The organism is Sphingobium sp. WTD-1, assembly GCF_030128825.1.
GTDB lineage: Bacteria > Pseudomonadota > Alphaproteobacteria > Sphingomonadales > Sphingomonadaceae > Sphingobium.
Genome location: NZ_CP119127.1, coordinates 1,526,112 through 1,547,926, shown reverse-complemented (window position 1 = coordinate 1,547,926; position 21,815 = coordinate 1,526,112). Strand labels below are relative to the sequence as shown.

Below are 21,815 nucleotides of genomic sequence, written 5' to 3'. Positions count from 1 at the left end.
AGCCTAGGGCATGACCGGCGGCACTTTCCCTGACCGGCCACATCGCGCGATGTGGCTGATATGGCTGTTGCTGTTCGTCGGTCTGCCCATGGCGGTGGCCGGCTGGGAAAGCCGGCCGCGCGCTGGCGATGAGGTGACGCAGGGCCGCCGGCTGGCGGCTGTAGCGGCCGCCCGTTTGCGCCGCCCCACAACGCCACCGCCCGCGGTCGAACCCGTCAAAGTTTTTGCACTCGGCCCCGAGCAGGCCCGCGACCTCAACGCCCAGATCCCCTTTTCCCGCGATCCCAATCCATCGGCCCGGCCGTTCCTGTTCCGCGGATCGGAAACCGACCTCGCCCGCGCCACCGACTGCCTGGCGGCGGCCCAGCTTTACGAAGCGGGCGACGATGCCGTCGGCGAGCAGGCAGTGGCACAGGTCGTGCTCAACCGCGTGCGCCACCCGGCCTTCCCCAAGACGGTCTGTGGCGTGGTGTTCCAGGGGCAGGAACGGACCACCGGCTGCCAGTTCACCTTCACCTGCGACGGCGCGCTGGCCCGCACGCCATCCATCGGCGCCTGGGCACGGGCGCGGGAGATTGCGCGCGGCGCGCTGGCCGGCAAGGTGTTCAAGGCTGTCGGCTATGCCACCCATTATCATACCGACTGGGTGGTGCCCTATTGGAGCGGTAGCCTGGACAAGATCACCGCGGTCGGCACGCATCTGTTCTTCCGCTGGCGTGGCTGGTGGGGCACGCCGCCTGCCTTCCGCCTGGGCGAAGGCGGTGGCGAACCGCTGATCGCCCGCATCGCCCGCCTGTCCGCCGCGCATCAGGGCTTGCCGGGCAGCGGCCTGCCGGGCATGCCGCCGGTGCTGGCGACCGAAGCCGCCGCCGCGCTGGCCGCCAGGCCGGAACGCGCGATCGGATCGGACTCGCTGGGCAAGACAATCGGCGGCGTCCGGCTGATCGCGATCGCACCGGGCGGGCGCAGCTTCCTGGTCGAACTCAATCGCAGCAGCCCGCCGGAAAGCTGGCCCGCGCTGGCCGAGACCTTCTGTGCCGGCCGGCCCGAATGCCGGATCATGGGCTGGCGCGGCGGCGCCGTCCCGACCGGCCTGCCGCTCAACGACGCCCAGCTTGAGGCGATGAGCTTCGCCTATATCCATTATGTCGGCAACGGATTGCAGCGCGCACTGTGGAACTGCAGCCAGTTCCCCCGCCCGACCAAGGCCGAATGCATGCGCCAGCGCGTGCCGACTGTAACGCCAGCGTCGCCGCCCGCAGCCGTCATCGTGCCTTCGCTGGACGGGGTGCGGCGCAAGGAGCGGTTCGAGACGGTCAAGATTGCCCCGCCCCCACCCGCCGCGCCACCGATCGTGACACCGAAGGTGACACCCATAACGCCATCCGGCTCCTGATGCGGACGGCGCTGGCGGATTTCACGCGCGATTACGTTATGGTATAAAATCACGACATTCTTCGGGGGCAAGATGGTTACGCGGCGGGGCTTTATCGGACGGGCAGGCGGCGCCCTGGGTGTCACTTTCGGTGTCGGCCTGGGGCTGGACGGCGCGGTTGCGGCCACGACCGGGCCGTCGGATGGCTGGCCCGACGAGGCCCCTTTCAGCTTCAGCGGCGACATGACGGATTTCGAGGCGGCGCAGCGCGCACTGCTGCCCCTCTATGACGTGGAGCGGGATTTCGCGACCTTCGATGCGGCCTATTATGGGGCGATGACCCGGCCGGTCGCAGCCAGCTATCGCGCCTATTCGCAATGGGTGAACCGCAACAATTCGCTGTTCCTGCGCAATGCCGCGCCTGGCCATCCGCGCGACACGGAACTGGACCGGTCGCGCGCGGCCGTGGCCAAGCTGCTCGGCGCGCAGACCGAGGAGATCGCGCTGTCGGGCGGCGGCACCGAGGCGCTCTATGCGCTGATCGCCAATTACGCGCTGCTCAAGGCCGGCGACGCGGTGATCTATGCCGATGTCGACTATGACGAGATGCAATATGCCTGCGACTATCTGGAGCAGAGCCGGGGCGCCCGCATCGTCCGCTTCAGCCTGCCCGAGCCGCATACGGAAGCGAATATCCTGGCGGCCTATGACAGGATATTGAAGGAAACGCCGCGCGCGAAGCTGCTGCTGCTCACCCATTTGTCCAACCGCAACGGGCTGGTGCCGCCGGTCAAGGCGATCGTCGCCATGGCCAAGGCGCGGGGCGTCGACGTGATCCTGGACAGCGCCCAGGCCGTCGGCCACCTGCCCTTCACGGTCGAGGACACCGGCGCCGATTTCATCGGCTTCTCACTGCACAAATGGCTCGCAGCACCGCTCGGCACCGGCGGCATCTATATCCGCAAGGATCGGCTGCAGGACATTTCCCCCTGGCTCGGCAACCGCATCCATGGGCCGGAAGATATTCGCGCGCGCATCCCGACCGGCACGGTCGACTTCGCCGCCCGCCTGACCATCCCGCGCGCGATCGCGGTGCAGGATGCGATCGGACTGGAGGCGAAATATCGCCATCTCGTCCGGCTGCGCGACTATTGGGTCGAACGGGTTCGCGACATCGCCGGGCTGGAGATATTGGTGCCGCAGGAGGCCGGCCGCTTCGGCGCCGTCACCGGTTTCCGCCTGCCCGGCATGAAGGGGCCGGATGGCGCCAAACAGGCCGCCAAGCTGTTCCTCGACAAATATCGCCTGCTGGTGGTGGCCAAGGCCGGGCTCGCATCCGGGCCGGTGCTGCGCGTGACGCCTGCCCTGTTCAACAGCAGCGCCGAACTGGACCGGCTGGTCGCGGCGATCAGGGTGGAGCGGCATCTCTTCACCTGACCCCCTTCACAAAGCCGCCCGCTTTTCCTATATGGGCGGTTCGAAATCGGTCCGTTCCTGTCCTCCCCGGATGGGATGGTCCGTCCCCCTCATCGCTCGGGGTCCGGTTCGCATGGCGCACGAAACCGGCGGAATTGGGCGAGTTTGGCGGGCGACAAGACGCTGACAGTGCGGATCGGACAGTCCCGGCCCGCACTTTTTTGCGTGGAATATGGGGTGCGAATCACCCCGGATTCCAGAGCATCCGGACTGAATTTCCGTTGCAATGCGGAAAAACACGACGAACAGACGACAGGCAGGAACCGCATGGCGACCAAGGCTCTCCCAACGATCAACACCGGCGCTAAGAAGCGCATCCGCAAGGTGTTCGGCGACATCCACGAAGTGGTGCAGATGCCGAACCTGATCGAAGTTCAAAGGGAGAGCTACGAACAGTTCCTGCGCTCCAACCCGGCGATCGGCTATGTGTCGGGCCTGGAAAAGACCCTGCGCAGCGTCTTCCCGATCCGCGACTTCGCCGGCACCGCCGAAATGGATTTCGTCCATTATGAGCTGGAAGACCCGAAGTTCGACGTCGAGGAATGCCGCCAGCGTGGCATCACCTATGCCGCGCCGATGCGCGTCACCCTGCGCCTGATCGTGTTCGAGGTCGATGCCGACACCGAAACCCGTTCGGTCCTCGATATCAAGGAGCAGGACGTGTACATGGGCGACATGCCGCTCATGACGCAGAACGGCACCTTCATCGTCAACGGCACCGAGCGCGTCATCGTGTCGCAGATGCACCGTTCGCCGGGCGTCCTGTTCGACCATGACCGTGGCAAGACCCACTCGTCGGGCAAGTATCTGTTCGCTGCCCGCGTCATTCCTTACCGTGGTTCGTGGCTCGACTTCGAGTTCGACGCCAAGGACATCGTCAACGTGCGTATCGACCGCAAGCGCAAGCTGCCTGTCACCGCGCTGCTGTACGCGCTCGGCCTCACCGCCGAGGAAATCCTGGGCCAGTTCTACAACAAGGTGACCTTCGTCCGTGGCGAAGGCGGCTGGCAGATCCCCTACACCGCCGAAGCCTGGCGCGGCCTGAAGCCCGCGTTCGACATCGTCGACGCCAAATCGGGCGAAGTCGTGTTCGCCGCCGGCCACAAGATCAGCCCGCGCGCTGCCAACAAGGCGGAAAAGGATGGCCTGACCACCCTGCTGATCCCGACCGAGGAAGTCTATGGCCGCTACAGCGCCTATGACCTGATCAACGAGAAGACCGGCGAGATCTACATCGAGGCCGGCGACGAAGTGTCGCCTGAGAACCTCGAAAAGCTGGACAAGGCGGGCATCGACCGTCTGGAACTGCTCGACATCGACCATGTCACCACCGGTCCCTGGATCCGCAACACGCTCAAGGCCGACAAGGCCGAAGAGCGCGACCAGGCCTTGAGCGACATCTATCGCGTCATGCGCCCCGGCGAGCCGCCGACGAAGGAAACCGCCGAAGCGCTGTTCGCCGGCCTGTTCTTCGATCCGGAACGCTATGACCTCTCCGCGGTCGGCCGCGTGAAGATGAACATGCGCCTCGACCTCGATGCCGAGGACACCGTCACCACCCTGCGCGTCGAGGACATCCTGGCGGTCGTCAAGGAACTGGTGAACCTGAAGGACGGCAAGGGCGAGATCGACGATATCGACAATCTCGGCAACCGTCGCGTCCGCTCGGTCGGTGAGCTGCTGGAAAACCAGTATCGCGTCGGCCTGCTGCGCATGGAACGTGCGGTCAAGGAGCGCATGAGCTCGGTCGACGTATCGACCGTGATGCCGAACGACCTGATCAACGCGAAGCCCGCCGTGGCCGCGGTGCGTGAATTCTTCGGCAGCTCGCAGCTGTCGCAGTTCATGGACCAGACCAACCCGCTGTCGGAAGTCACCCACAAGCGCCGCGTGTCGGCCCTTGGGCCGGGTGGTCTGACGCGTGAGCGCGCCGGCTTCGAAGTCCGCGACGTTCACCCGACCCATTATGGCCGTATCTGCCCGATTGAAACGCCCGAAGGCCCGAACATCGGTCTGATCAACTCGCTGGCCACCTTCAGCCGCGTCAACAAGTACGGCTTCATCGAAACTCCGTACCGCAAGGTGATCGACGGCAAGGTGACCAACGACGTCGTCTATCTGTCGGCGATGGAAGAAGCCAAGCACACGATCGCGCAGGCCAACGCCGAAACCAATGCCGACGGCACGCTGGCGGAAGACCTGATCTCCGCCCGTGAAGCCGGCGAATTCCTGATGGCGCCGCGCGACAACATCACTCTGATGGACGTCAGCCCCAAGCAGCTGGTGTCGGTAGCGGCCTCGCTCATCCCGTTCCTGGAAAATGACGACGCCAACCGCGCCCTCATGGGATCGAACATGCAGCGTCAGGCGGTCCCGCTGGTCCGTGCCGAGGCGCCGTTCGTCGGCACCGGCATGGAAGGCACCGTGGCCCGTGACTCGGGCGCGGCGATCGCCGCCAAGCGCGCCGGCATCATCGACCAGGTCGACGCGACCCGTATCGTGATCCGCGCCACCGGCGATGTCGAACCCGGCCAGTCGGGCGTCGACATCTACACGCTGCAGAAGTTCCAGCGCTCCAACCAGGACACCTGCATCAACCAGCGTCCGCTGGTGAAGGTGGGCGAACTGGTGCAGGCCGGCGACGTCATCGCCGACGGCCCGTCGACCGAGTTCGGCGAGCTGGCGCTGGGCCGCAATGTGCTCGTCGCGTTCATGCCTTGGAACGGCTACAACTACGAAGACTCCATCCTGATCTCCGAGCGGATCGTGAAGGATGACGTCTTCACCTCGATCCATATCGAGGAGTTCGAGGTCATGGCCCGCGACACCAAGCTGGGTCCGGAAGACATCACCCGCGACATTCCGAACGTCGGTGAAGAAGCGCTGCGCAACCTCGACGAGGCTGGCATCGTGTACATCGGCGCCGAAGTGGAACCGGGCGACATCCTGGTCGGCAAGATCACCCCCAAGGGTGAATCGCCGATGACCCCGGAAGAAAAGCTGCTCCGCGCGATCTTCGGTGAAAAGGCCAGCGACGTGCGCGACACCTCGCTGCGCCTGCCGCCGGGCGTTGCCGGTACCGTCGTGGAAGTCCGCGTCTTCAACCGTCACGGCATCGACAAGGACGAACGTGCCATGGCGATCGAGCGGGAGGAAATCGACCGTCTCGCCAAGGACCGTGAAGACGAACGCGGCATCCTCAACCGTGCGACCTTCAACCGTCTGCAGGAAATGCTGATCGGCCAGACCGCCACTGCCGCCCCCAAGGGCGTCAAGAAGGGCGTTGTGATCGACGAGACTCTGCTGGGCGAAGTCGAGCGTCACGAATGGTGGAAGTTCGCGGTCGAGGACGATGTCCGTCAGACCGGCATCGAAGCCGTCAAGGCGCAGTATGACGAAGCAGTGAAGCTGATCGTCGAGAAGTTCGAGGATCGCGTCGACAAGCTGCAGCGCGGCGACGAGCTGCCGCCGGGCGTGCTGAAGATGGTCAAGGTGTTCGTCGCGGTGAAGCGCAAGCTGCAGCCGGGCGACAAGATGGCCGGCCGTCACGGTAACAAGGGTATCATCAGCCGCATCCTGCCGGCCGAAGACATGCCCTTCCTGGAAGACGGCACCCCCGTCGACTTCGTGCTGAACCCGCTGGGCGTGCCGTCGCGCATGAACGTCGGTCAGATCTTCGAAACCCATCTGGGCTGGGCCGCACGCGGCCTGGGCGCCCAGATCGGCCAGGCTCTGGACGCATGGCGTGAAGCCAATCCGAACCCCGAGGCGGGCCAGCCCCCCGAGGCGGTGAAGGAACTGCTCAAGACGATCTATGGCGACAATTATGTCGCCGAAATCGAGGCGCGCAGCCCCGAGCAGATCGTCGAGCTGGCGCAGAATGTCCGTGCAGGCGTGCCGATGGCGACGCCTGTGTTCGACGGTGCCGTCGAATCCGACGTGTCGGCGATGCTGAAGCTGGCGGGCCTGGACGAATCCGGCCAGGTTTCGCTGTTCGACGGCCGTACCGGCGACGTGTTCGACCGCAAGGTGACCGTTGGCTACAAGTATGTCCTGAAGCTGCATCACCTTGTCGACGACAAGATCCACGCACGTTCCATCGGCCCCTACTCGCTCGTCACCCAGCAACCGCTGGGCGGCAAGGCGCAGTTCGGTGGCCAGCGCTTCGGTGAAATGGAAGTGTGGGCGCTCCAGGCTTATGGCGCCGCCTACACGCTGCAGGAAATGCTGACGGTCAAGTCGGACGACGTGGTCGGCCGCACCAAGGTCTATGAGGCGATCGTCAAGGGCGACGACACGTTCGAGGCCGGCATTCCCGAAAGCTTCAACGTGCTGGTCAAGGAAATGCGTTCGCTGGGCCTCAACGTCGAACTCGCCGCGATGGACGAGATTGACGACGACGGCATGGCGGCTGCGGCGGAATAAGGGATGCGCGGGCGCTGCTCCGGCAGCGCCCCCTCCCCTGCTTCGCCCGAAAATTACACCCTCTAGAGGGACTTGAGATATGAACGAACTGACGAACTTCGCCAATCCGATCCAGAAGCCGGAAACCTTCGACCAGATACAGATTGGCCTCGCCTCCCCGGAGCGCATCCGCAGCTGGTCCTTCGGCGAAATCAAGAAGCCGGAAACCATCAACTATCGCACGTTCAAGCCCGAGCGTGACGGCCTGTTTTGCGCCCGCATCTTTGGTCCGATCAAGGACTATGAGTGCCTGTGCGGCAAGTACAAGCGCATGAAGTACAAGGGCATCGTCTGCGAAAAGTGCGGCGTGGAAGTGACCGTGTCGAAGGTCCGCCGCGAGCGCATGGGCCATATCGAACTGGCCGCGCCGGTTGCCCATATCTGGTTCCTGAAGTCGCTGCCCTCGCGCATCGGCCTGCTGCTCGACATGCAGCTCAAGCAGCTTGAGCGCGTCCTCTATTTCGAAAGCTATATCGTCACCGAGCCGGGCCTTACCCCGCTGGAGAAATATCAGCTGCTGACCGAGGACGAACTGCTCGACGCGCAGGACGAATATGGCGAGGACGCCTTCTCGGCCGGCATCGGCGCCGAAGCCGTCAAGCAGATGCTGATGGATCTCGACCTGGAAGGCGAGAAGCAGGCGCTGCTGGACGAACTGGCCGTCACCAAGTCGGAACTGAAGCCCAAGAAGATCATCAAGCGGCTGAAGGTCGTCGAGAGCTTCCTGGAATCGGGCAACCGCCCCGAGTGGATGATCCTGGACGTCGTGCCGGTCATCCCGCCGGAACTGCGCCCGCTGGTGCCGCTGGACGGTGGCCGCTTCGCGACCTCCGATCTCAACGATCTGTATCGCCGCGTCATCAACCGTAACAACCGCCTGAAGCGCCTGATGGAGCTGCGGGCGCCGGACATCATCGTCCGCAACGAAAAGCGCATGCTGCAGGAAGCCGTCGACGCCCTGTTCGATAACGGCCGTCGCGGCCGCGTCATCACGGGTGCCAACAAGCGTCCTCTGAAGTCGCTGTCCGACATGCTCAAGGGCAAGCAGGGCCGCTTCCGTCAGAACCTGCTCGGCAAGCGCGTCGACTATTCGGGTCGTTCGGTCATCGTGACCGGTCCGGAACTCAAGCTGCATCAGTGCGGTCTGCCCAAGAAGATGGCGCTCGAACTGTTCAAGCCCTTCATCTACGCCCGCCTTGACGCCAAGGGTCTGTCCATGACCCTGAAGCAGGCCAAGAAGTGGGTCGAGAAGGAGCGCAAGGAAGTCTGGGACATCCTCGACGAAGTCATTCGCGAGCACCCGGTCATGCTGAACCGCGCACCGACGCTTCACCGCCTCGGCATCCAGGCGTTCGAGCCCGTGCTGATCGAAGGCAAGGCGATCCAGCTGCACCCGCTCGTCTGCTCGGCCTTCAACGCCGACTTCGACGGTGACCAGATGGCCGTCCACGTTCCGCTCTCGCTGGAAGCCCAGCTGGAAGCGCGCGTGTTGATGATGTCGACCAACAACATCCTGTCGCCCGCCAACGGTAAGCCGATCATCGTTCCCTCGCAGGACATGGTCCTGGGTATCTATTACCTGTCGATGGAACGCGAAGGCGAGCCGGGCGAAGGCATGCTGCTGTCCGACATGCAGGAGGTCCATCAGGCCCTCTATGCCAAGGCGGTCACCCTGCACTCGAAGATCATCAGCCGCGTGCCGCAGACCGACGAAAATGGTCAGCAGTATATGAAGCGCTTCGAGACCACGCCGGGTCGCATGCTGCTGGGCGAATGCCTGCCCAAGTCGCACAAGGTGCCCTTCGACGTCGTCAACCGCCTTCTCACCAAGAAGGAAATCGGTGACGTCATCGACCAGGTCTATCGTCACACCGGCCAGAAGGACACGGTGCTGTTCGCCGACGCCATCATGTCGCTGGGCTTCCGCCACGCGTTCCAGGCCGGCATCAGCTTCGGCAAGGACGACATGGTCATCCCCGACAGCAAGGTGACGATGGTCGACGAGACCAAGGCACTGGTCGCGGACTATGAGCAGCAGTATCAGGACGGTCTGATCACGCAGCAGGAAAAGTACAACAAGGTGATCGACGCCTGGAGCCGTTGCGGCGACCAGGTCGCCAACGCCATGATGGACGAGATCCGCGCCCAGCCCAAGGATCCCAAGACCGGCCGTCTGGCACCGATCAACTCGATCTACATGATGGCGCACTCGGGTGCCCGTGGTTCGCAGGCCCAGATGAAGCAGCTGGCCGGCATGCGCGGCCTGATGGCCAAGCCGTCGGGCGAGATCATCGAAACGCCGATCATCTCGAACTTCAAGGAAGGTCTGACCGTTCTCGAGTACTTCAACTCGACCCACGGTGCCCGTAAGGGTCTGGCCGACACCGCGCTCAAGACGGCGAACTCGGGTTACCTGACCCGCCGTCTGGTCGACGTGTCGCAGGACTGCACCATCGTCGAGGACGATTGCGGCACCGAAAAGGCGCTGGAGATGAAGGCCATCGTTCAGGGTGGTTCGGTCATCGCTTCGCTGGGCGAACGCATTCTGGGCCGTACCACGGCACAGGATATCGTCGACAGCAAGGACGGCACCGTCATCATCCCGATCGGCACCCTGCTGGACGAAGCCATGATCACCCAGATCGAGGCGATCGGCACGCAGGCCGTGAAGATCCGCAGCCCGCTGATCTGCGAAAGCCGGATGGGCGTTTGCGGCAAGTGCTACGGCCGTGACCTCGCCCGTGGTACGCCGGTCAATATCGGTGAAGCGGTCGGCGTCATCGCGGCGCAGTCCATCGGTGAACCGGGCACGCAGCTGACCATGCGTACCTTCCACATCGGCGGCGCGGCGAACTTCAACGAAACGTCGAACCTGGAAGCCCTGTCGGACGGCACGATCGAGCTGCGCGACATGCCGACCATCACCGACAAGAATGGTCGTCGCCTGTCGCTGGCCCGTAACGGCGAAGTCGCGATCATCGACAGCGAAGGTCGCGAACGCGAAACGCACCGCCTGCCTTATGGCGCCACCATCCTGTTCGCAGATGGCGACGCCGTGAAGAAGGGCGATCGCTTCGCCGAGTGGGATCCCTTCACCATGCCGGTGATCACGGAAAAGCCGGGTATCGTTAAGTATGTCGACCTGATCGACAACAAGACGCTGACCGAACAGACCGACGAAGCCACCGGCATCGCCCAGCGCGTCGTCATCGAACATCGTGGTGCCGCCCGGACGAAGGAAGATCTGCGTCCGCGCCTAACCCTGATGGACGACAATAGCGGTGAAGCCGCCCGCTACATGCTGGCGGTCGGTGCAACCCTGTCGGTCGACGATGGTGCAGAGGTTCAGGCCGGTGACGTGCTGGCGCGTGTCAGCCGCGAAGCGGCCAAGACCCGCGACATCACCGGTGGTCTGCCGCGCGTTGCCGAGCTGTTCGAAGCCCGCAAGCCCAAGGACAATGCGATCATTGCCAAGGTCTCGGGTCGCGTGCAGTTCCTCAAGGATTACAAGGCGAAGCGCAAGATCGCCATCAATCCCGAGGATGGCGGCGAGCCGGTCGAATATCTGATCCCCAAGAGCAAGGTGATCGACGTTCAGGAAGGCGACTACGTGAAGCGTGGCGACAACCTGATCGGTGGTTCGCCCGATCCGCACGACATTCTGGAAGTGCTGGGTATCGAGCCGCTGGCCGAATATCTGGTCGCCGAAATCCAGGAAGTCTATCGCTTGCAGGGCGTGAAGATCAACGACAAGCACATCGAAACGATCGTTCGTCAGATGCTGCAGAAGGTCGAGATCATCGAGTCCGGCGATACCACCCTGCTGGTGGGCGAGCAGGTCGACCGCGAGGAAATGGACGAGATCAACAGCAAGCTGCAGCCGGGCTTCGCCCCGGCCGCCGGCAAGCCGGTGCTGCTCGGCATCACCAAGGCCTCGCTGCAGACCCGTTCGTTCATCTCGGCGGCGTCCTTCCAGGAAACCACCCGCGTCCTCACGGAAGCGGCGGTCCAAGGCAAGAAGGACACGCTGGTTGGCCTGAAGGAAAACGTCATCGTCGGCCGCCTGATCCCGGCGGGCACCGGTGCCGGCATGAACCGCCTGCGCGTTGCCGCCTCGTCGCGTGACGCGGCGATGCGCGCTGCGCTGCGCGCTTCGAGCCAGGTCGACCTGATCGCGCCGAAGAGCGCGGCCGAGGAACATGCGGCCGAACTGGCCCAGGGTCCGGAAGCCGCGATCGGCGACGATCCGCTGGGTGCCGTGCAGGGTGATGATTTCACCACGCAGGACATGGACTGACTTTGAAAAGGCGGGAGCCGCTTCCTACATCGGGAGCGGCTCCCAGCCCGGTTTTGAGAGACCGACATATTGCCCGCCGGATCAGCGATGATCCGGCGGGCTTTTCTTTGTCCGGTGAAGGCAGCGGGTCGGCGATCGGGAGGATCGACAAAAAACTACGGAAAGGCTGCACAAAGCGCTTGACCGACTCTGAAACCCCGCCTATCTGCGGCCTCCCAAGCGGGGCAAGCCCTGCTGATGATGCCCGATCCTCTAATGGTAAGAGAGCGGACTCTGACTCCGTCAATCAAGGTTCGAATCCTTGTCGGGCATCCAAACTTTTCCCGCAACATCCTGTAAATCCTCGATAATTCGGCGCGGCTGAATTTCGCTCCCACACAAGCGCACCACTTGTGCCGGGTGCTTGATGGCTAACCGGCTCAAGTGGTGCTGGCAAAAATCCTACAGATTATCGAATCGACCTCCCCAAATTTGGGGGAAGCTACGCTTCGGCCATCCTATGCGCAGGCAGGCCGGTAGGCGCCGAGTCCGCGATGACGAACCGCATTTGCCCCTCATCCTCGACATTGCCGCCCGGCCAGTCGTCTTCCTCCCGATCTGGGTCGCCGTCGATCTCATCCATGCGATCGATCGCGCGATGAGCAATGCTTGCGAGGTCATGTCGACGCAGCGCCGGCAGGGCTGTCAGCATGGCTGCCACACTCGGCGGCGGCTGGTGCCGGCGACGGTCGGGGCGGCGAAGCCAGGTGCGACGGTGGCGCGGGCGGTAGGGTATCGCCTTGGGCGCTTTGCTGGCCATATCAGCGCCCTCCCTGCTCGATGCGATCGAGGTAAGCGACCAGCCGCCCGCGCGTGGCGTCGCGCAGCCTTCGCCCTCCCCTGATGTCGTGAACCAGATTGGGGTCACTGGCCGCGTCCCTCCCGATCCTCGTGTCATTGAGGCCGTGCGCCATGATGAGCCGATCGATGCGGGGCAGGAGATCAAGCGCCGGCCGTGTCGTGCGGATAGGGGCATCCAGCGGCCGGAACCGCTTGCCAGGACGGCGACCAGCCCGGAGCGAGAGGATCGGCTTGCGCTTCCGCGGCTTCGGCACGAATGCCAGCGCGGCATAGTTGTGGCGGTAGAGGATCATGGTCAGGCCCTCCGATCATTGGCGGCGGCGCCGACGGTGAGCGCGGCCAGTTCGGCCTCCCACCATGCCAGTTTCCAGCGGGAGGATCGGACCCGATAGCGCGCCTCCTCAATATCGGAGGCATTGGCTGGAAGTTGGGCCGTGTCGCGGTGCGTCGGGAATCAGATGATCTGGCTCATGCCTCAGTCTCCCCGACGAACGCACCAAGAGCAGATTTCACAGCGTTCCAGTTGCCCGGATCGCGGCCGATCGACTTCACTGCTTCCGTGGCGGCCTCATTCTCGGGCGCATAGCCAACTCGCACGCCGTCAGCGCTGAGCATGATGGTGCCGCCCACGCTGATGAAGGACTGCACCCATGCGGTGGGGTTGAAGGTGCTCATGCTACGGCCTCCCCAGCAATCCGGCGCAGGTCACGGCGTACCATGTCGATATCGAGCTGGCCCGCGGTCTCATCGATCAAGTCGAGCTTGGTGAGCAGGTCAGCGATCGTGCGGGACGGGAAGTCCTCGATCTCGCAAAGCACATCATAGGCAACGTCGCCCAGCCGGTCATTCTCATTGCCCAATGCATTGATCTGATATTTGAGATCGAGGGCGACCTGTTGGGCCTCCCGCTTCGCCACCAGATCGCGAAGCTCGGCGCAGCAGGCTTCATATTCAGCCGACCAAAGCCCGCCAGGAGCCAGCTTCGCGGCCGACTTTGCCGCGGCGACATGGCCACGGCGATCGGTCGATAGCTGGTGAACCTCACCGAGATATTGATAGCCAGTCTTGGTGGTGAGATGCGGGATCGCTTCCACCTCAGCCTGCCAGGCGGAGTGCGTCGGCGAATAGACGTTGCACGTGTGCGCGGTGCAGGCGTCAGCCTTCGCGCGATATTCAGTGATGAGAGCCAGCAGCTCGGCGCTTGGGCTGGCGGGAGCGCAGACAAATTCCGGCGCGGCGATGGCGGGTGCGGAGATGACGACAGGCGCGATCAGCGCTGCCGTGAGAAAGTGACGGCGATCAGTCATCACGCCCCCCTCTGGATCGAGACAGTGGAATCGATGGACACAGGCGAGCGCAGCAGCTCAGCGATCCAGCGATCGAGGTTTTGGCTATTGATGATAGTCTTAGCCGGCGCCGGGATGACAGTAGGCGAACGCAAGGGTATGGCGGTCTTAGCCATTTCGATCACTCCATTTGATCGTTGCGGTTAGGAGCGGCGCGAGGTGTAGGAGCCTTGCGCCGTTCTGCCTTTTAGGTAATACCCTTCTTCTATGACGTCAACAGAAAAAGTAATACCTAAAAAGAAGGGTAGACCAGCAACGGGCAAAGATCCCGTTCTCACCTTCCGATCGCCGCCGGCATTGACCGCGCAAATTGAGGCTTATGCGGACGGCGTAGGTGCGCCCCGAAGCGAAGCAATCCGCCGGCTGGTCGAGCTGGGGCTTAGCACCACATCAACCCTATAGACGAATCGGCCGCCCAAATTCATGATCCTGGCGCTGCATTCCGCAGCATGTGGGGGTTCCATGAAGTATATCGCGGCGGCCGTTCTTACGGCATCGCTCGGCCTTACTGGCTGCGCATCGACCAACAAGGTGATGGGCAAAGAGCCGAAGGAAGTTTTTCATTCGACCAAGAGCGCGGATGAAGTTGCATTCTGCCTGGCCAACAAGAACAACACCGCTCCCATGCCCCGCGACGACGGTTCGCGCGTCGTGCTGATCAAGAACGGCTACGGCGCTGTCTCCATGGCCTTCTCAGTCTATGCCGAAGGCACGGGCAGCCGGATCGAATATCGCAAGCAGTTCGGCACGGTCGGCGGTGCGTGGAAGCAGTGCGTCGGCCTCAAGCCGGAAGAATAAGCCGGCTATTCTGCCTATCATCATCAAGGGGGGAACATGATCCAAATCGTTTTATGGATGCTGTGCGTCTATCTCATTTTCAAAGGCAAGGAGCTGGTGTTTATCGCCGCTGCATCGAGCCATGAAAGCCGAGAACACAACATAGAGTCAGCCAAAAGATGGGCGCGCGCGGCATACGTCGCGGCGGGCATCTTCTTCATCTTGTCGATTGCGCAGGGTAACTCGATGCCCGACATCCCGCGCAGTTATTGAGCTGACCTGCGTATACATATGTGAACAGTCAGAGCCGGGAGAGGGACGCAGCGACCTCCCCCGGCTCCTACGCGACGAGGATTCCCGACCTCGCCGCGCTAACTGATCAGGTCACGGTCGCGCTCACTGGGCCGGCAGGAGCAGATTCGACCGTCGCCCCATCCGTCGCGACATTCCAATAATACCAGACGCCCGGCGCCACAGTGTCTGTGACGGATTGAACCTGGCCCACACCGCCGGGATAGTTCGCCACGATCTTGGTGGCCGATCCAAAATCCGCCGTAGAGCCGCGCCAGGTGTCGGAGGACTTGAACCGCAGGTCTTGCGGGTTCTGCCAGCTGATAACAGCCTGCCCTACCCCGCCGGTCGCCGTCAGGCCCTCAGGCGCCGGCATGGGCGTCTCGGGGGAGATGACGCTATATTCCCACGAAGAGCCGGCGCCAGAGCCGACGACATAGCGATAGCGCACGGTATAGCTGTCACCGGCCGGAACGGTCGCGCTGACCGCCGTAACCTCGTTGATCGCCATGGGGGTCCATGGGTCCGTTTCGGCGCCCGTGATGGCGCTGGTCGGGATATATTCGGCGACATAGGCTGCATCGTCCCGCGCCAGGACCGGGAAGTCGATCCGCAGCGTCGAGTCCGCATAATAGACATTCTCGCCCGTGATGGGGGGATAGCTGACTGTGCCTGATGTCCCGTCAACGACAGGCTTGGGCGCCTCCTCGCCCGGCAGTAGAGTCCAGCGCGCCGGATCGACAGGGACTGCGCCGAAGCCGGTCATGATGCCAGATGCATCCAGCTCGACATTCGTGGCGATTTCATAGTCGCCCGCGAAGGTGTTGTCGTAATTTATCGTGACGATGCGCTGTTGCCGTGCCTGCAGGCCGCGGAGATTCACCACTGGCGTGATCTTATGCCTTGGCTGCGACCGCATGCCGATCGCCTTGGCCAAACGCATGGCCTGATTGTGATTGGTGCAAGCCAGAACGTCGACCGTCAGGAATTTGGGCGTCGAGAGGGGATCGTAGTAAAGCGGGTTCAGCCAGGCGGCCGATGGCTGGGTGGTATAGTTGGCATCCGGCTCGACATAATTGACGATCACCCCTTGCGTCTCGCTCTCCCCGTCTTGAGGCTCGACGCTCGACATGGCCATGATGTCGCGATTACGGCTGAACGCGAGCGCCGGGGCCTCCCAATGGCCTACCCGGACCCATGATCGCCCATCCTCGTCAAACACCAGCTGCCCGTCGCAGGACAGGAGGATTTCGCGCTCGGCATCCGCGCGGCGCTTGCTGTCCACGATGGCAAGGGCAGCCTCATAGCGCTTCTGCGTTCCCTCGATGCCAGTGACAGTCTGATCGCATATGTCGGCCTGCTGAGCGATCCGCTCCCAGTTGATCGACGCTTCGGCCTTGCCTCGACCAAAGGGATGCGTCCTGAACCAGGCCCATGCGAGCGCGGCATTTCGGGTCGGTTTATAGCTGGCGCGGTTGCCCAGCGTCTGGGTCGGGTCGCGGGGGTCATAGGCGCTGCTCCAGTCGCCCACGATGCTCACGGCTGGCTCGCCCATCCCAAACGGCCCGCGCCAGCGATAGATTTTATGGCGATGCTCGATCTTGATAGCGTCCATGCACACGACGGAGAACGTCGTCCCAACCAGCTTATGATCTGGGGTCCACAGTGTGCCTAGCGCGGCATCCAGGGCAGCAATGCGGGGAGGCACGGGGTCGGTCGCGCTGTAGGTCGTGGTCCAGATGCGGACGTAGCCTTTTCCTTCGCCGTCGACCTCGGCGGGATCGCGATCCTTGTTCGTCTTCAGGCGGAACGCGGCTTGCTGGACATAGCCGTCGCTTCCCAGCGTGACCGGCTCGTCATCGAGGAAATAGCTGTAGGGGGCGTGCAGGATCTCGTCGCTATGGATCACGACATACCAAAATCGCCCTTCGGCATCGAACTCGCCAAAGACGACGCCACCGCCTGAGCGAGCGCGGCCACAATGGAGCCAGCGCGGGGGATCGGAGATGCGAACATTGACCTTGCCCGCATCCATCTTCGGCGCCCGGCCCGAACTCATGAGCGCAGTTTGAATGATGTAGGTGCCGGCCGCGACAATTGCCGAGCCGATCGCCACGCCAAGAAAGCCAGAACCCAGGGCGCCGGATGCAACCAAGCCGCCGGCACCGAAGGTGTAATAGGTCAGCGCCGCGATAGCGACCAACGCGACCAGTTTTTTGACGAAGCCCAACTGGCGCCCCTACCTGGCCAGAGCGCCGACAGCGACAACGGCAGGACCGCCGACGCCCTTGGCATAGACCGCGATGCCGGCAGTGACCTCGCGGCCGGTCCACACCCAGTCCTGAACAGAGACAGGCGGCATCGAGAGCGTCGCCGCGCCCCGCTCGTTGGGGACATGGAGGCTGGTGAGGCACGCCCCCACCAGCGGACGAATATCCACGTCCTTGCCCCCGTCAGGCGGCACGATCTGCGTCCATTCGGCGGACGAGAGATTGAACTGCTTCATGCCTGCCTCCTCAGCCGAAAGCCGGGCGCGCCGGCGCCTCTTCGCCCAGCACATGCGCCGCCGTCACCGCATTGGCGTGCAGCGTCTCCAGATTCTGGCGCAGCATCCGCGAGCGGTTGAACGCCTTCTCATCATCGATCCGCTGCTGATGCCGGGCCGCAGCCTCCGCCAGCGCCGCGATTTCCTCGGTGCTGGCGTCCACGGTGTTGCGGTAACTGGCGAGGGTCTGGCGGGCCTCGGCGCGCGGGCGCTCCTTCCTGGCCTCTTCCTGCTGCGCCTCGATCGCCTCCAGCTTGCGGAGATAGCCGCGAACATGGAGGGCATCGACCATCATGCGAGCCTGATCCTCGGTCAGGCGATCGCGCGCCGACAGGTCATTGATGCCGTAGCGATAGAAGGGCGAACCGGCACGCTTGAAGATTCGCGCAAATTCCGATGCCCGCTCCTCCTGCGTCGGCTTGCGCAGACTGGCGGCGCCGCGGTTGAGGGCGCTCCCGAGCATCTGCATCCGCATCTCGGCGCCAGCCTTGCCGCGCGGCCCCTCATAGCGGCGCGTGGAGAAGCTATCGCTATATTCCATCGGCCAGTCGGGACACGACATCGGATCGGGCCAGAACTCGGCCGGATCGAGCACATGCGTCAGGTCGATCGCCGCCTGAGGCTGCGCGGTCTGACCAGGCACAGGGAAGGGTTTGCCGAACATCGTGTTACGGCTCAGATTCGACAGGTCCATGGCTTAGTCCCCCTCGGGCGCGAGATAGAGGCGCTTGTTGGCGGCCGGACGCCCATTGCGCTGATTGGCGATCGCCTGGCCGTCGTCATCATCGGACGGGGCGAGATACTGGCTCAGCGGATTGCCGCGCCGGGCATTGGCGATCGGCGCGCGGCCCTTCATCGCCTCGCCAAACGCTGCATTCATGGTCGCCGTCAGCTTCTCGGGCGACAGAGCAGCGTCGACATCCTCGATCAGACCATGGACGGCGCGCACCAGGGTATTGAACTCCGCGCGCGTGACTGGCTGTTCGGCGTTGGTGATATGGCTCGCCTGCCTTTCGGCGCGGCCAGCGAGAAACTGCTGAATCACATTGGTCATGAGCTTGCTCCGTCATGCCGCGACGTTGGGACGCGGCGGTTCTTTGTTCAGCGCCTCAGCAAGTTCGGGTCCATGCAGAAGCGGGGGCGAGGCAGGATCGGGTTGATGCTCCCTGCCTCAGCGCCTCAAAGGCTAGAACAAACACGTAATTAAGCAACAATTATCTTATCTATTTTGAATGTTTATTTCTTATTATTGTTCATATCTTGCCCTGCAGATCTCGCCACTCGCGACGCATCTCCGCGAGCCTCGCCCTCATCTCCATCACCTCCGCGGAGTAGAGGCCGTGTTTAGTCGCGCGTTGATTTCCCGCTGGCGCGCCGGGGTTTGTGCCGCCGTGCATGCGGCACCGCCTCCGGCCCTTCACCGCTGGCGATTGGCACGGCTTCCCCGATCGGGTTCGGGCTAGGCAGCGCCGGGCCGCCGCCAGAATTTCCGGTTGCATGAGATTGATCCTCGTTTCTGGATTGGGAGGCCGCCCCCCTCCCGTAGTGGTGGACATCGCCCACGATCGCCTGCCCGCCTGGCGCAACAGTGACATGCTCGACCCGGACGGTCTGCTGGCCCTTGCCGCGCATCTTCGCCAAGGCTTCGATCTGGGCAGTGAAGGTCCGCTGAAGCTTGACCGCCATGTTACCGTACATCTGGAGATGCTCGACATCGCTGGTGCTTTTCGCCCGGCAGAGCATCTCCATGGTCAAGGCATGGTTGCTTGCGATCTGGAGGGCGAGAGAACCTTCCAGCTCGTCTTGTGGCGCGATGGCCTCAACCAGTGCGAGAGCCGCGTTGATGCTGTAGGCCTCATCTCCACGTTCTTCGTTTCGGGCGCGCACCGCGGCCTCTAGCGACTGGAAGTTTCGTATCATGAACGCCGGCGATGCCGTGCCCATCGCATTCATCATATGGGCTGAGTGAAGCGCTCCGGCGTCATGGGGCGAGTGAGCGCGAAAGCCGTCTGGGGTGTCGCGCCATTCGACACTCACCCGCACCGGCCGCTGCTTGTAGGCCACGAAAGCATCGGTCATCGCCTTCTTCTCGCGCGGGTCCAGTTGGGTCTGCTCGGCAGGGGCAGCCTTGGCGACTTCGGTAGCGGCTTTCTTCCTCGGCATATCAGCGGCCTCCATGGGGTTTGTCATTCCACCCGATGATGTCCCCGCTTTCGTCCAGCCCATCATCCTCTACGGGCGCGCCAGCCTCAGCGGCGGCGCCCGATTTATACGTAGTATAAAGGGGGGTAAGAGCGTGCGGGGTCGGTGCAATGTTTTCAATGACTTGTGCAGGGGGTTCGTGCAGGTCGGTGCAGGGGGTTATGCGGGGGGTCGATGCGGGGGTCGGTGCACTTTCGGCAAGCCCGTCAGCCAGCTTGATGCCCTGCTTCATCACCCTGTTGGCACCCTTCCAAAGCGGCTGGTCGAACTTGATTTTCTGGAGGCTGCGCAGCCGCTGCATGGCCCGCTCAAAGCCCTTCGCCGTCATGCCCTTGGCCTCGGGCATCCGGGCGAAGATGGTCGGCGCATAGTTGGTGCCGTTGTGGTGGCTGACGGCCTGCTTATCGCGCGTCGACGCTTCCAGGCACTCAAGGAAGCGGGCGTTCTCGACATTGGCGATGCCCACATCGGCAAGCTCTGCGCGCTGACTCTCCGGCAGATCCTCGTCGCGAATGAAGGCCCCTTTGAACCAGCGTAGCTCCACGCCATTGCCGGCTTGAGCATAGTTGGCCTTCGGGTTCGTCAGAATGCGGACATCAGGGTCATGGCATTCATCCGGCCGGGCGAGGAGCATCCGCGAGCGGAACTGGTTATTGTAGGCGACAGAGCCAAGATAATCCTGCCCTGCCTTGTTGGTGTGGTGCAGCAGCACAACGGCTCCATTGCGACGCTTCGCCAGCGTGCCCAGCCAGTGCGCGAACGGCGCGACCTCATCGACGGCATTATGGTCTATGCCCGCAATCTGGGAGGCGTTGTCCAGAATGAGCAGGGCGATATCGCGGCGCTCGGTCAGCCGCTCGATCTTGCGCCCCAAGGGAGACACGCGGACACCGGTTTCATCAGCAGTCACAAGGAAGGGGTTTTCCTCCTCGGTATAGGATACGAGGGACAGCTTGCCGGCGAGTTGCGCGAGCGGGATCGCCATCACATCGCAAATGGCCTCTTGGCGGCGCCACAGCTCGTCCGCGTCATCTTCCCAGCTCAGATATGCGGCGTTGGCCTGGCGCGTAGGCATGCCCATGAAAGGGCGTCCCAGCGCGACGCACGTGGCCTTGATCTGCGCGAGCAGCGATTTACCCACGCCGCCATCGCCAGCCAGCAGGGTCGCCTTGTTGGCCGGAATCCAGCCGTCGACCAGCCACTCGCGTTCGGGTGCCTTGGATTTGGCGCAGACAGCAAGGTCAAGCTCCGGCCAGTCATCCGCATCCACAAGCGCGGGCACTTCGCTGACCAACGCGCGCAGATCATCCGCGCTGCCGGTCCAGTCCATGATATCGCCCTTGGGCGGCAGGCCGGGCAGGTCGATGATGCGCACCGAGCAACCGGCGGCCTCCAGATCAGCACTGGCCTTCTGGGCGAAGGCGCGGCCGACGTCGTCATTGTCGGGCAGGATGATGACATTGCAGCGCTCCAGCGCCTCGGCATAGCTCCTGCGCCAGCCCTGCGCGCCGAACGCCACCGCCGTCGCCAGGAAGCCCCAGCCGGCCAGCTTGTCAGCCTTGCGCTCACCCTCGACCAGATAGACGGTCGGCATCGGTTCATCGGTGACAGCAGCCTTGCCGATCGCCGCCTTGATTTCGGGATAGCGGTAGATCACGCGCGGGCAATCGCCCAACTTGTTCAACCAGCCGCCTTTGCCGTTCGGGCGCTGCGCTTCGAAGCGCTTGGGCTTGGCGGGGTGCTCTTTTCGAACGGTCCGATAAAGGACGGAGCCGTCAGCATCCGCAAACTCATATGTGCCCGTCACGCGCCATTGATCGGGCAGGCGCTGGCGCTCCGGCAGCAAGCCCTTGGCGCGGCACTCATCCTTGATCGCCTTCCAGTCGCCGCCGTTAAAGCTGTGAAACACAACGTCGCCGTCGTCGGTGTCGCGAACGGTTGTGCCGCGATCCTTCGCGCTATTGCCAGGCGTCGGGATAAAGCCCTGATCGCGGCGCCAATCGCCATTGAAGTGCCGGGTAATATCCTGCGCGAGGGTCATGCCTGCCCTCCCGTCTTATCCACGACCGGCAGGCCCAGCGACTGAGCCCAAGCAACCGCTTGAGCGTGAGTGCGAAACTCCCAGCCCTGACCATCAGGCACAATCTGAGGCTTCACCACGACATCAAAGCCGCAGCCGAAAGGCTCATACGTGATTTCCGT

Annotated in this window: 18 protein-coding genes and 1 tRNA gene; 7 read left to right on the top strand and 12 right to left on the bottom strand. The window is 63.3% G+C overall.

Annotated features, from left to right (window positions below; all coding sequences use genetic code 11):
• The first annotated feature begins 10 nt into the window (after positions 1–10).
• The 5 genes from N6H05_RS07585 to N6H05_RS07565 all read left to right on the top strand — a co-directional run bounded on the left by N6H05_RS07585 (position 11) and on the right by N6H05_RS07565 (position 11,927).
• A complete protein-coding gene (locus N6H05_RS07585) occupies positions 11–1,396 on the top strand; it encodes a cell wall hydrolase (protein ID WP_284113356.1) in 1,386 nt (461 codons plus the stop codon).
• A gap of 72 nt (positions 1,397–1,468) precedes the next feature.
• The gene (locus tag N6H05_RS07580) at positions 1,469–2,812 is read left to right on the top strand and encodes an aminotransferase class V-fold PLP-dependent enzyme (protein WP_284113355.1); all 1,344 of its coding nucleotides are present in this window, start codon (positions 1,469–1,471) and stop codon (positions 2,810–2,812) included.
• 306 nt (positions 2,813–3,118) lie between these two features.
• A complete protein-coding gene (gene rpoB / locus N6H05_RS07575) occupies positions 3,119–7,276 on the top strand; it encodes a DNA-directed RNA polymerase subunit beta (protein ID WP_284113354.1) in 4,158 nt (1,385 codons plus the stop codon).
• 79 nt (positions 7,277–7,355) lie between these two features.
• Positions 7,356–11,612 (top strand): DNA-directed RNA polymerase subunit beta', encoded by a 4,257-nt coding sequence (gene rpoC / locus N6H05_RS07570; RefSeq protein ID WP_284113353.1) that lies wholly within the window; start codon positions 7,356–7,358, stop codon positions 11,610–11,612.
• Between the two features lie 241 nt (positions 11,613–11,853).
• Positions 11,854–11,927, top strand: a tRNA-Gln gene (locus tag N6H05_RS07565).
• 166 nt (positions 11,928–12,093) lie between these two features.
• On the opposite strand, the gene N6H05_RS07560 is transcribed toward N6H05_RS07565, so the two are convergent.
• The 5 genes from N6H05_RS07560 to N6H05_RS07540 form a co-directional block, all read right to left on the bottom strand.
• On the bottom strand, positions 12,094–12,411 hold the full coding sequence (locus N6H05_RS07560; protein ID WP_284113352.1) for a hypothetical protein: 318 nt from the start codon (positions 12,409–12,411) through the stop codon (positions 12,094–12,096).
• A 1-nt stretch (position 12,412) separates the two neighbouring features.
• Positions 12,413–12,745, bottom strand: a complete 333-nt coding sequence (locus N6H05_RS07555; protein WP_284113351.1) for a hypothetical protein — start codon at positions 12,743–12,745, stop codon at positions 12,413–12,415.
• 175 nt (positions 12,746–12,920) lie between these two features.
• Complete coding sequence (locus N6H05_RS07550) at positions 12,921–13,127, bottom strand: hypothetical protein (protein WP_284113350.1); 207 nt, start codon at positions 13,125–13,127, stop codon at positions 12,921–12,923.
• Positions 13,124–13,759, bottom strand: coding sequence for a hypothetical protein (locus N6H05_RS07545; RefSeq protein WP_284113349.1), 636 nt, complete (start codon positions 13,757–13,759; stop codon positions 13,124–13,126). The genes N6H05_RS07550 and N6H05_RS07545 overlap by 4 nt, the downstream gene beginning before the upstream one ends.
• Positions 13,759–13,914, bottom strand: a complete 156-nt coding sequence (locus tag N6H05_RS07540) for a hypothetical protein (RefSeq protein WP_284113348.1) — start codon at positions 13,912–13,914, stop codon at positions 13,759–13,761. The genes N6H05_RS07545 and N6H05_RS07540 overlap by 1 nt, the downstream gene beginning before the upstream one ends.
• Positions 13,915–14,221: 307 nt before the next feature.
• On the opposite strand from N6H05_RS07540, the gene N6H05_RS07535 reads away from it, so the two are divergent.
• Positions 14,222–14,596: a hypothetical protein gene (locus N6H05_RS07535; protein ID WP_284113347.1), complete on the top strand. Its 375-nt coding sequence runs from the start codon at positions 14,222–14,224 to the stop codon at positions 14,594–14,596.
• Positions 14,597–14,632: 36 nt separating this feature from the next.
• A complete protein-coding gene (locus tag N6H05_RS07530) occupies positions 14,633–14,848 on the top strand; it encodes a hypothetical protein (RefSeq protein WP_284113346.1) in 216 nt (71 codons plus the stop codon).
• A 106-nt stretch (positions 14,849–14,954) separates the two neighbouring features.
• Here the strand turns inward: N6H05_RS07530 and N6H05_RS07525 are convergent, their stop codons facing one another.
• From N6H05_RS07525 to N6H05_RS07500, 7 genes are all read right to left on the bottom strand, one after another.
• Positions 14,955–17,096, bottom strand: coding sequence for a phage tail protein (locus tag N6H05_RS07525; RefSeq protein ID WP_284113345.1), 2,142 nt, complete (start codon positions 17,094–17,096; stop codon positions 14,955–14,957).
• Positions 17,097–17,105: 9 nt separating this feature from the next.
• A complete protein-coding gene (locus N6H05_RS07520) occupies positions 17,106–17,372 on the bottom strand; it encodes a hypothetical protein (protein ID WP_284113344.1) in 267 nt (88 codons plus the stop codon).
• A 10-nt stretch (positions 17,373–17,382) separates the two neighbouring features.
• On the bottom strand, positions 17,383–18,105 hold the full coding sequence (locus N6H05_RS07515) for a hypothetical protein (RefSeq protein ID WP_284113343.1): 723 nt from the start codon (positions 18,103–18,105) through the stop codon (positions 17,383–17,385).
• A 3-nt stretch (positions 18,106–18,108) separates the two neighbouring features.
• The gene (locus N6H05_RS07510; protein WP_284113342.1) at positions 18,109–18,465 is read right to left on the bottom strand and encodes a hypothetical protein; all 357 of its coding nucleotides are present in this window, start codon (positions 18,463–18,465) and stop codon (positions 18,109–18,111) included.
• Between the two features lie 199 nt (positions 18,466–18,664).
• On the bottom strand, positions 18,665–18,832 hold the full coding sequence (locus tag N6H05_RS28245) for a hypothetical protein (RefSeq protein ID WP_502958961.1): 168 nt from the start codon (positions 18,830–18,832) through the stop codon (positions 18,665–18,667).
• A complete protein-coding gene (locus tag N6H05_RS07505) occupies positions 18,756–19,589 on the bottom strand; it encodes a hypothetical protein (RefSeq protein WP_284113341.1) in 834 nt (277 codons plus the stop codon). Before N6H05_RS07505 ends, N6H05_RS28245 begins: the two co-directional genes overlap by 77 nt.
• Positions 19,576–21,654 carry an AAA family ATPase gene (locus N6H05_RS07500; RefSeq protein WP_284113340.1) on the bottom strand — a complete coding sequence of 693 codons (2,079 nt, stop codon included), beginning with the start codon at positions 21,652–21,654 and terminating at the stop codon, positions 19,576–19,578. The genes N6H05_RS07505 and N6H05_RS07500 overlap by 14 nt, the downstream gene beginning before the upstream one ends.
• Positions 21,655–21,815: the final 161 nt, after the last annotated feature.

Excerpts from the sequence above, each read along its gene's own strand:
- N6H05_RS07560 (WP_284113352.1), bottom strand. The coding sequence starts at position 12,411 with ATGGCCAGCAAAGCGCCCAAGGCGATACCCTACCGCCCGCGCCACCGT.
- N6H05_RS07510 (WP_284113342.1), bottom strand. The coding sequence starts at position 18,465 with ATGACCAATGTGATTCAGCAGTTTCTCGCTGGCCGCGCCGAAAGGCAG.
- N6H05_RS07550 (WP_284113350.1), bottom strand. The coding sequence starts at position 13,127 with ATGAGCACCTTCAACCCCACCGCATGGGTGCAGTCCTTCATCAGCGTG.
- N6H05_RS07540 (WP_284113348.1), bottom strand. The coding sequence starts at position 13,914 with ATGGCTAAGACCGCCATACCCTTGCGTTCGCCTACTGTCATCCCGGCG.
- rpoC (WP_284113353.1), top strand. The coding sequence starts at position 7,356 with ATGAACGAACTGACGAACTTCGCCAATCCGATCCAGAAGCCGGAAACC.
- N6H05_RS07585 (WP_284113356.1), top strand. The coding sequence starts at position 11 with ATGACCGGCGGCACTTTCCCTGACCGGCCACATCGCGCGATGTGGCTG.
- N6H05_RS07530 (WP_284113346.1), top strand. The coding sequence starts at position 14,633 with ATGATCCAAATCGTTTTATGGATGCTGTGCGTCTATCTCATTTTCAAA.
- N6H05_RS07500 (WP_284113340.1), bottom strand. The coding sequence starts at position 21,654 with ATGACCCTCGCGCAGGATATTACCCGGCACTTCAATGGCGATTGGCGC.
- N6H05_RS07505 (WP_284113341.1), bottom strand. The coding sequence starts at position 19,589 with ATGGAGGCCGCTGATATGCCGAGGAAGAAAGCCGCTACCGAAGTCGCC.
- N6H05_RS07520 (WP_284113344.1), bottom strand. The coding sequence starts at position 17,372 with ATGAAGCAGTTCAATCTCTCGTCCGCCGAATGGACGCAGATCGTGCCG.
- N6H05_RS07580 (WP_284113355.1), top strand. The coding sequence starts at position 1,469 with ATGGTTACGCGGCGGGGCTTTATCGGACGGGCAGGCGGCGCCCTGGGT.
- N6H05_RS07555 (WP_284113351.1), bottom strand. The coding sequence starts at position 12,745 with ATGATCCTCTACCGCCACAACTATGCCGCGCTGGCATTCGTGCCGAAG.
- N6H05_RS07535 (WP_284113347.1), top strand. The coding sequence starts at position 14,222 with ATGATCCTGGCGCTGCATTCCGCAGCATGTGGGGGTTCCATGAAGTAT.
- N6H05_RS07545 (WP_284113349.1), bottom strand. The coding sequence starts at position 13,759 with ATGACTGATCGCCGTCACTTTCTCACGGCAGCGCTGATCGCGCCTGTC.
- N6H05_RS07515 (WP_284113343.1), bottom strand. The coding sequence starts at position 18,105 with ATGGACCTGTCGAATCTGAGCCGTAACACGATGTTCGGCAAACCCTTC.
- rpoB (WP_284113354.1), top strand. The coding sequence starts at position 3,119 with ATGGCGACCAAGGCTCTCCCAACGATCAACACCGGCGCTAAGAAGCGC.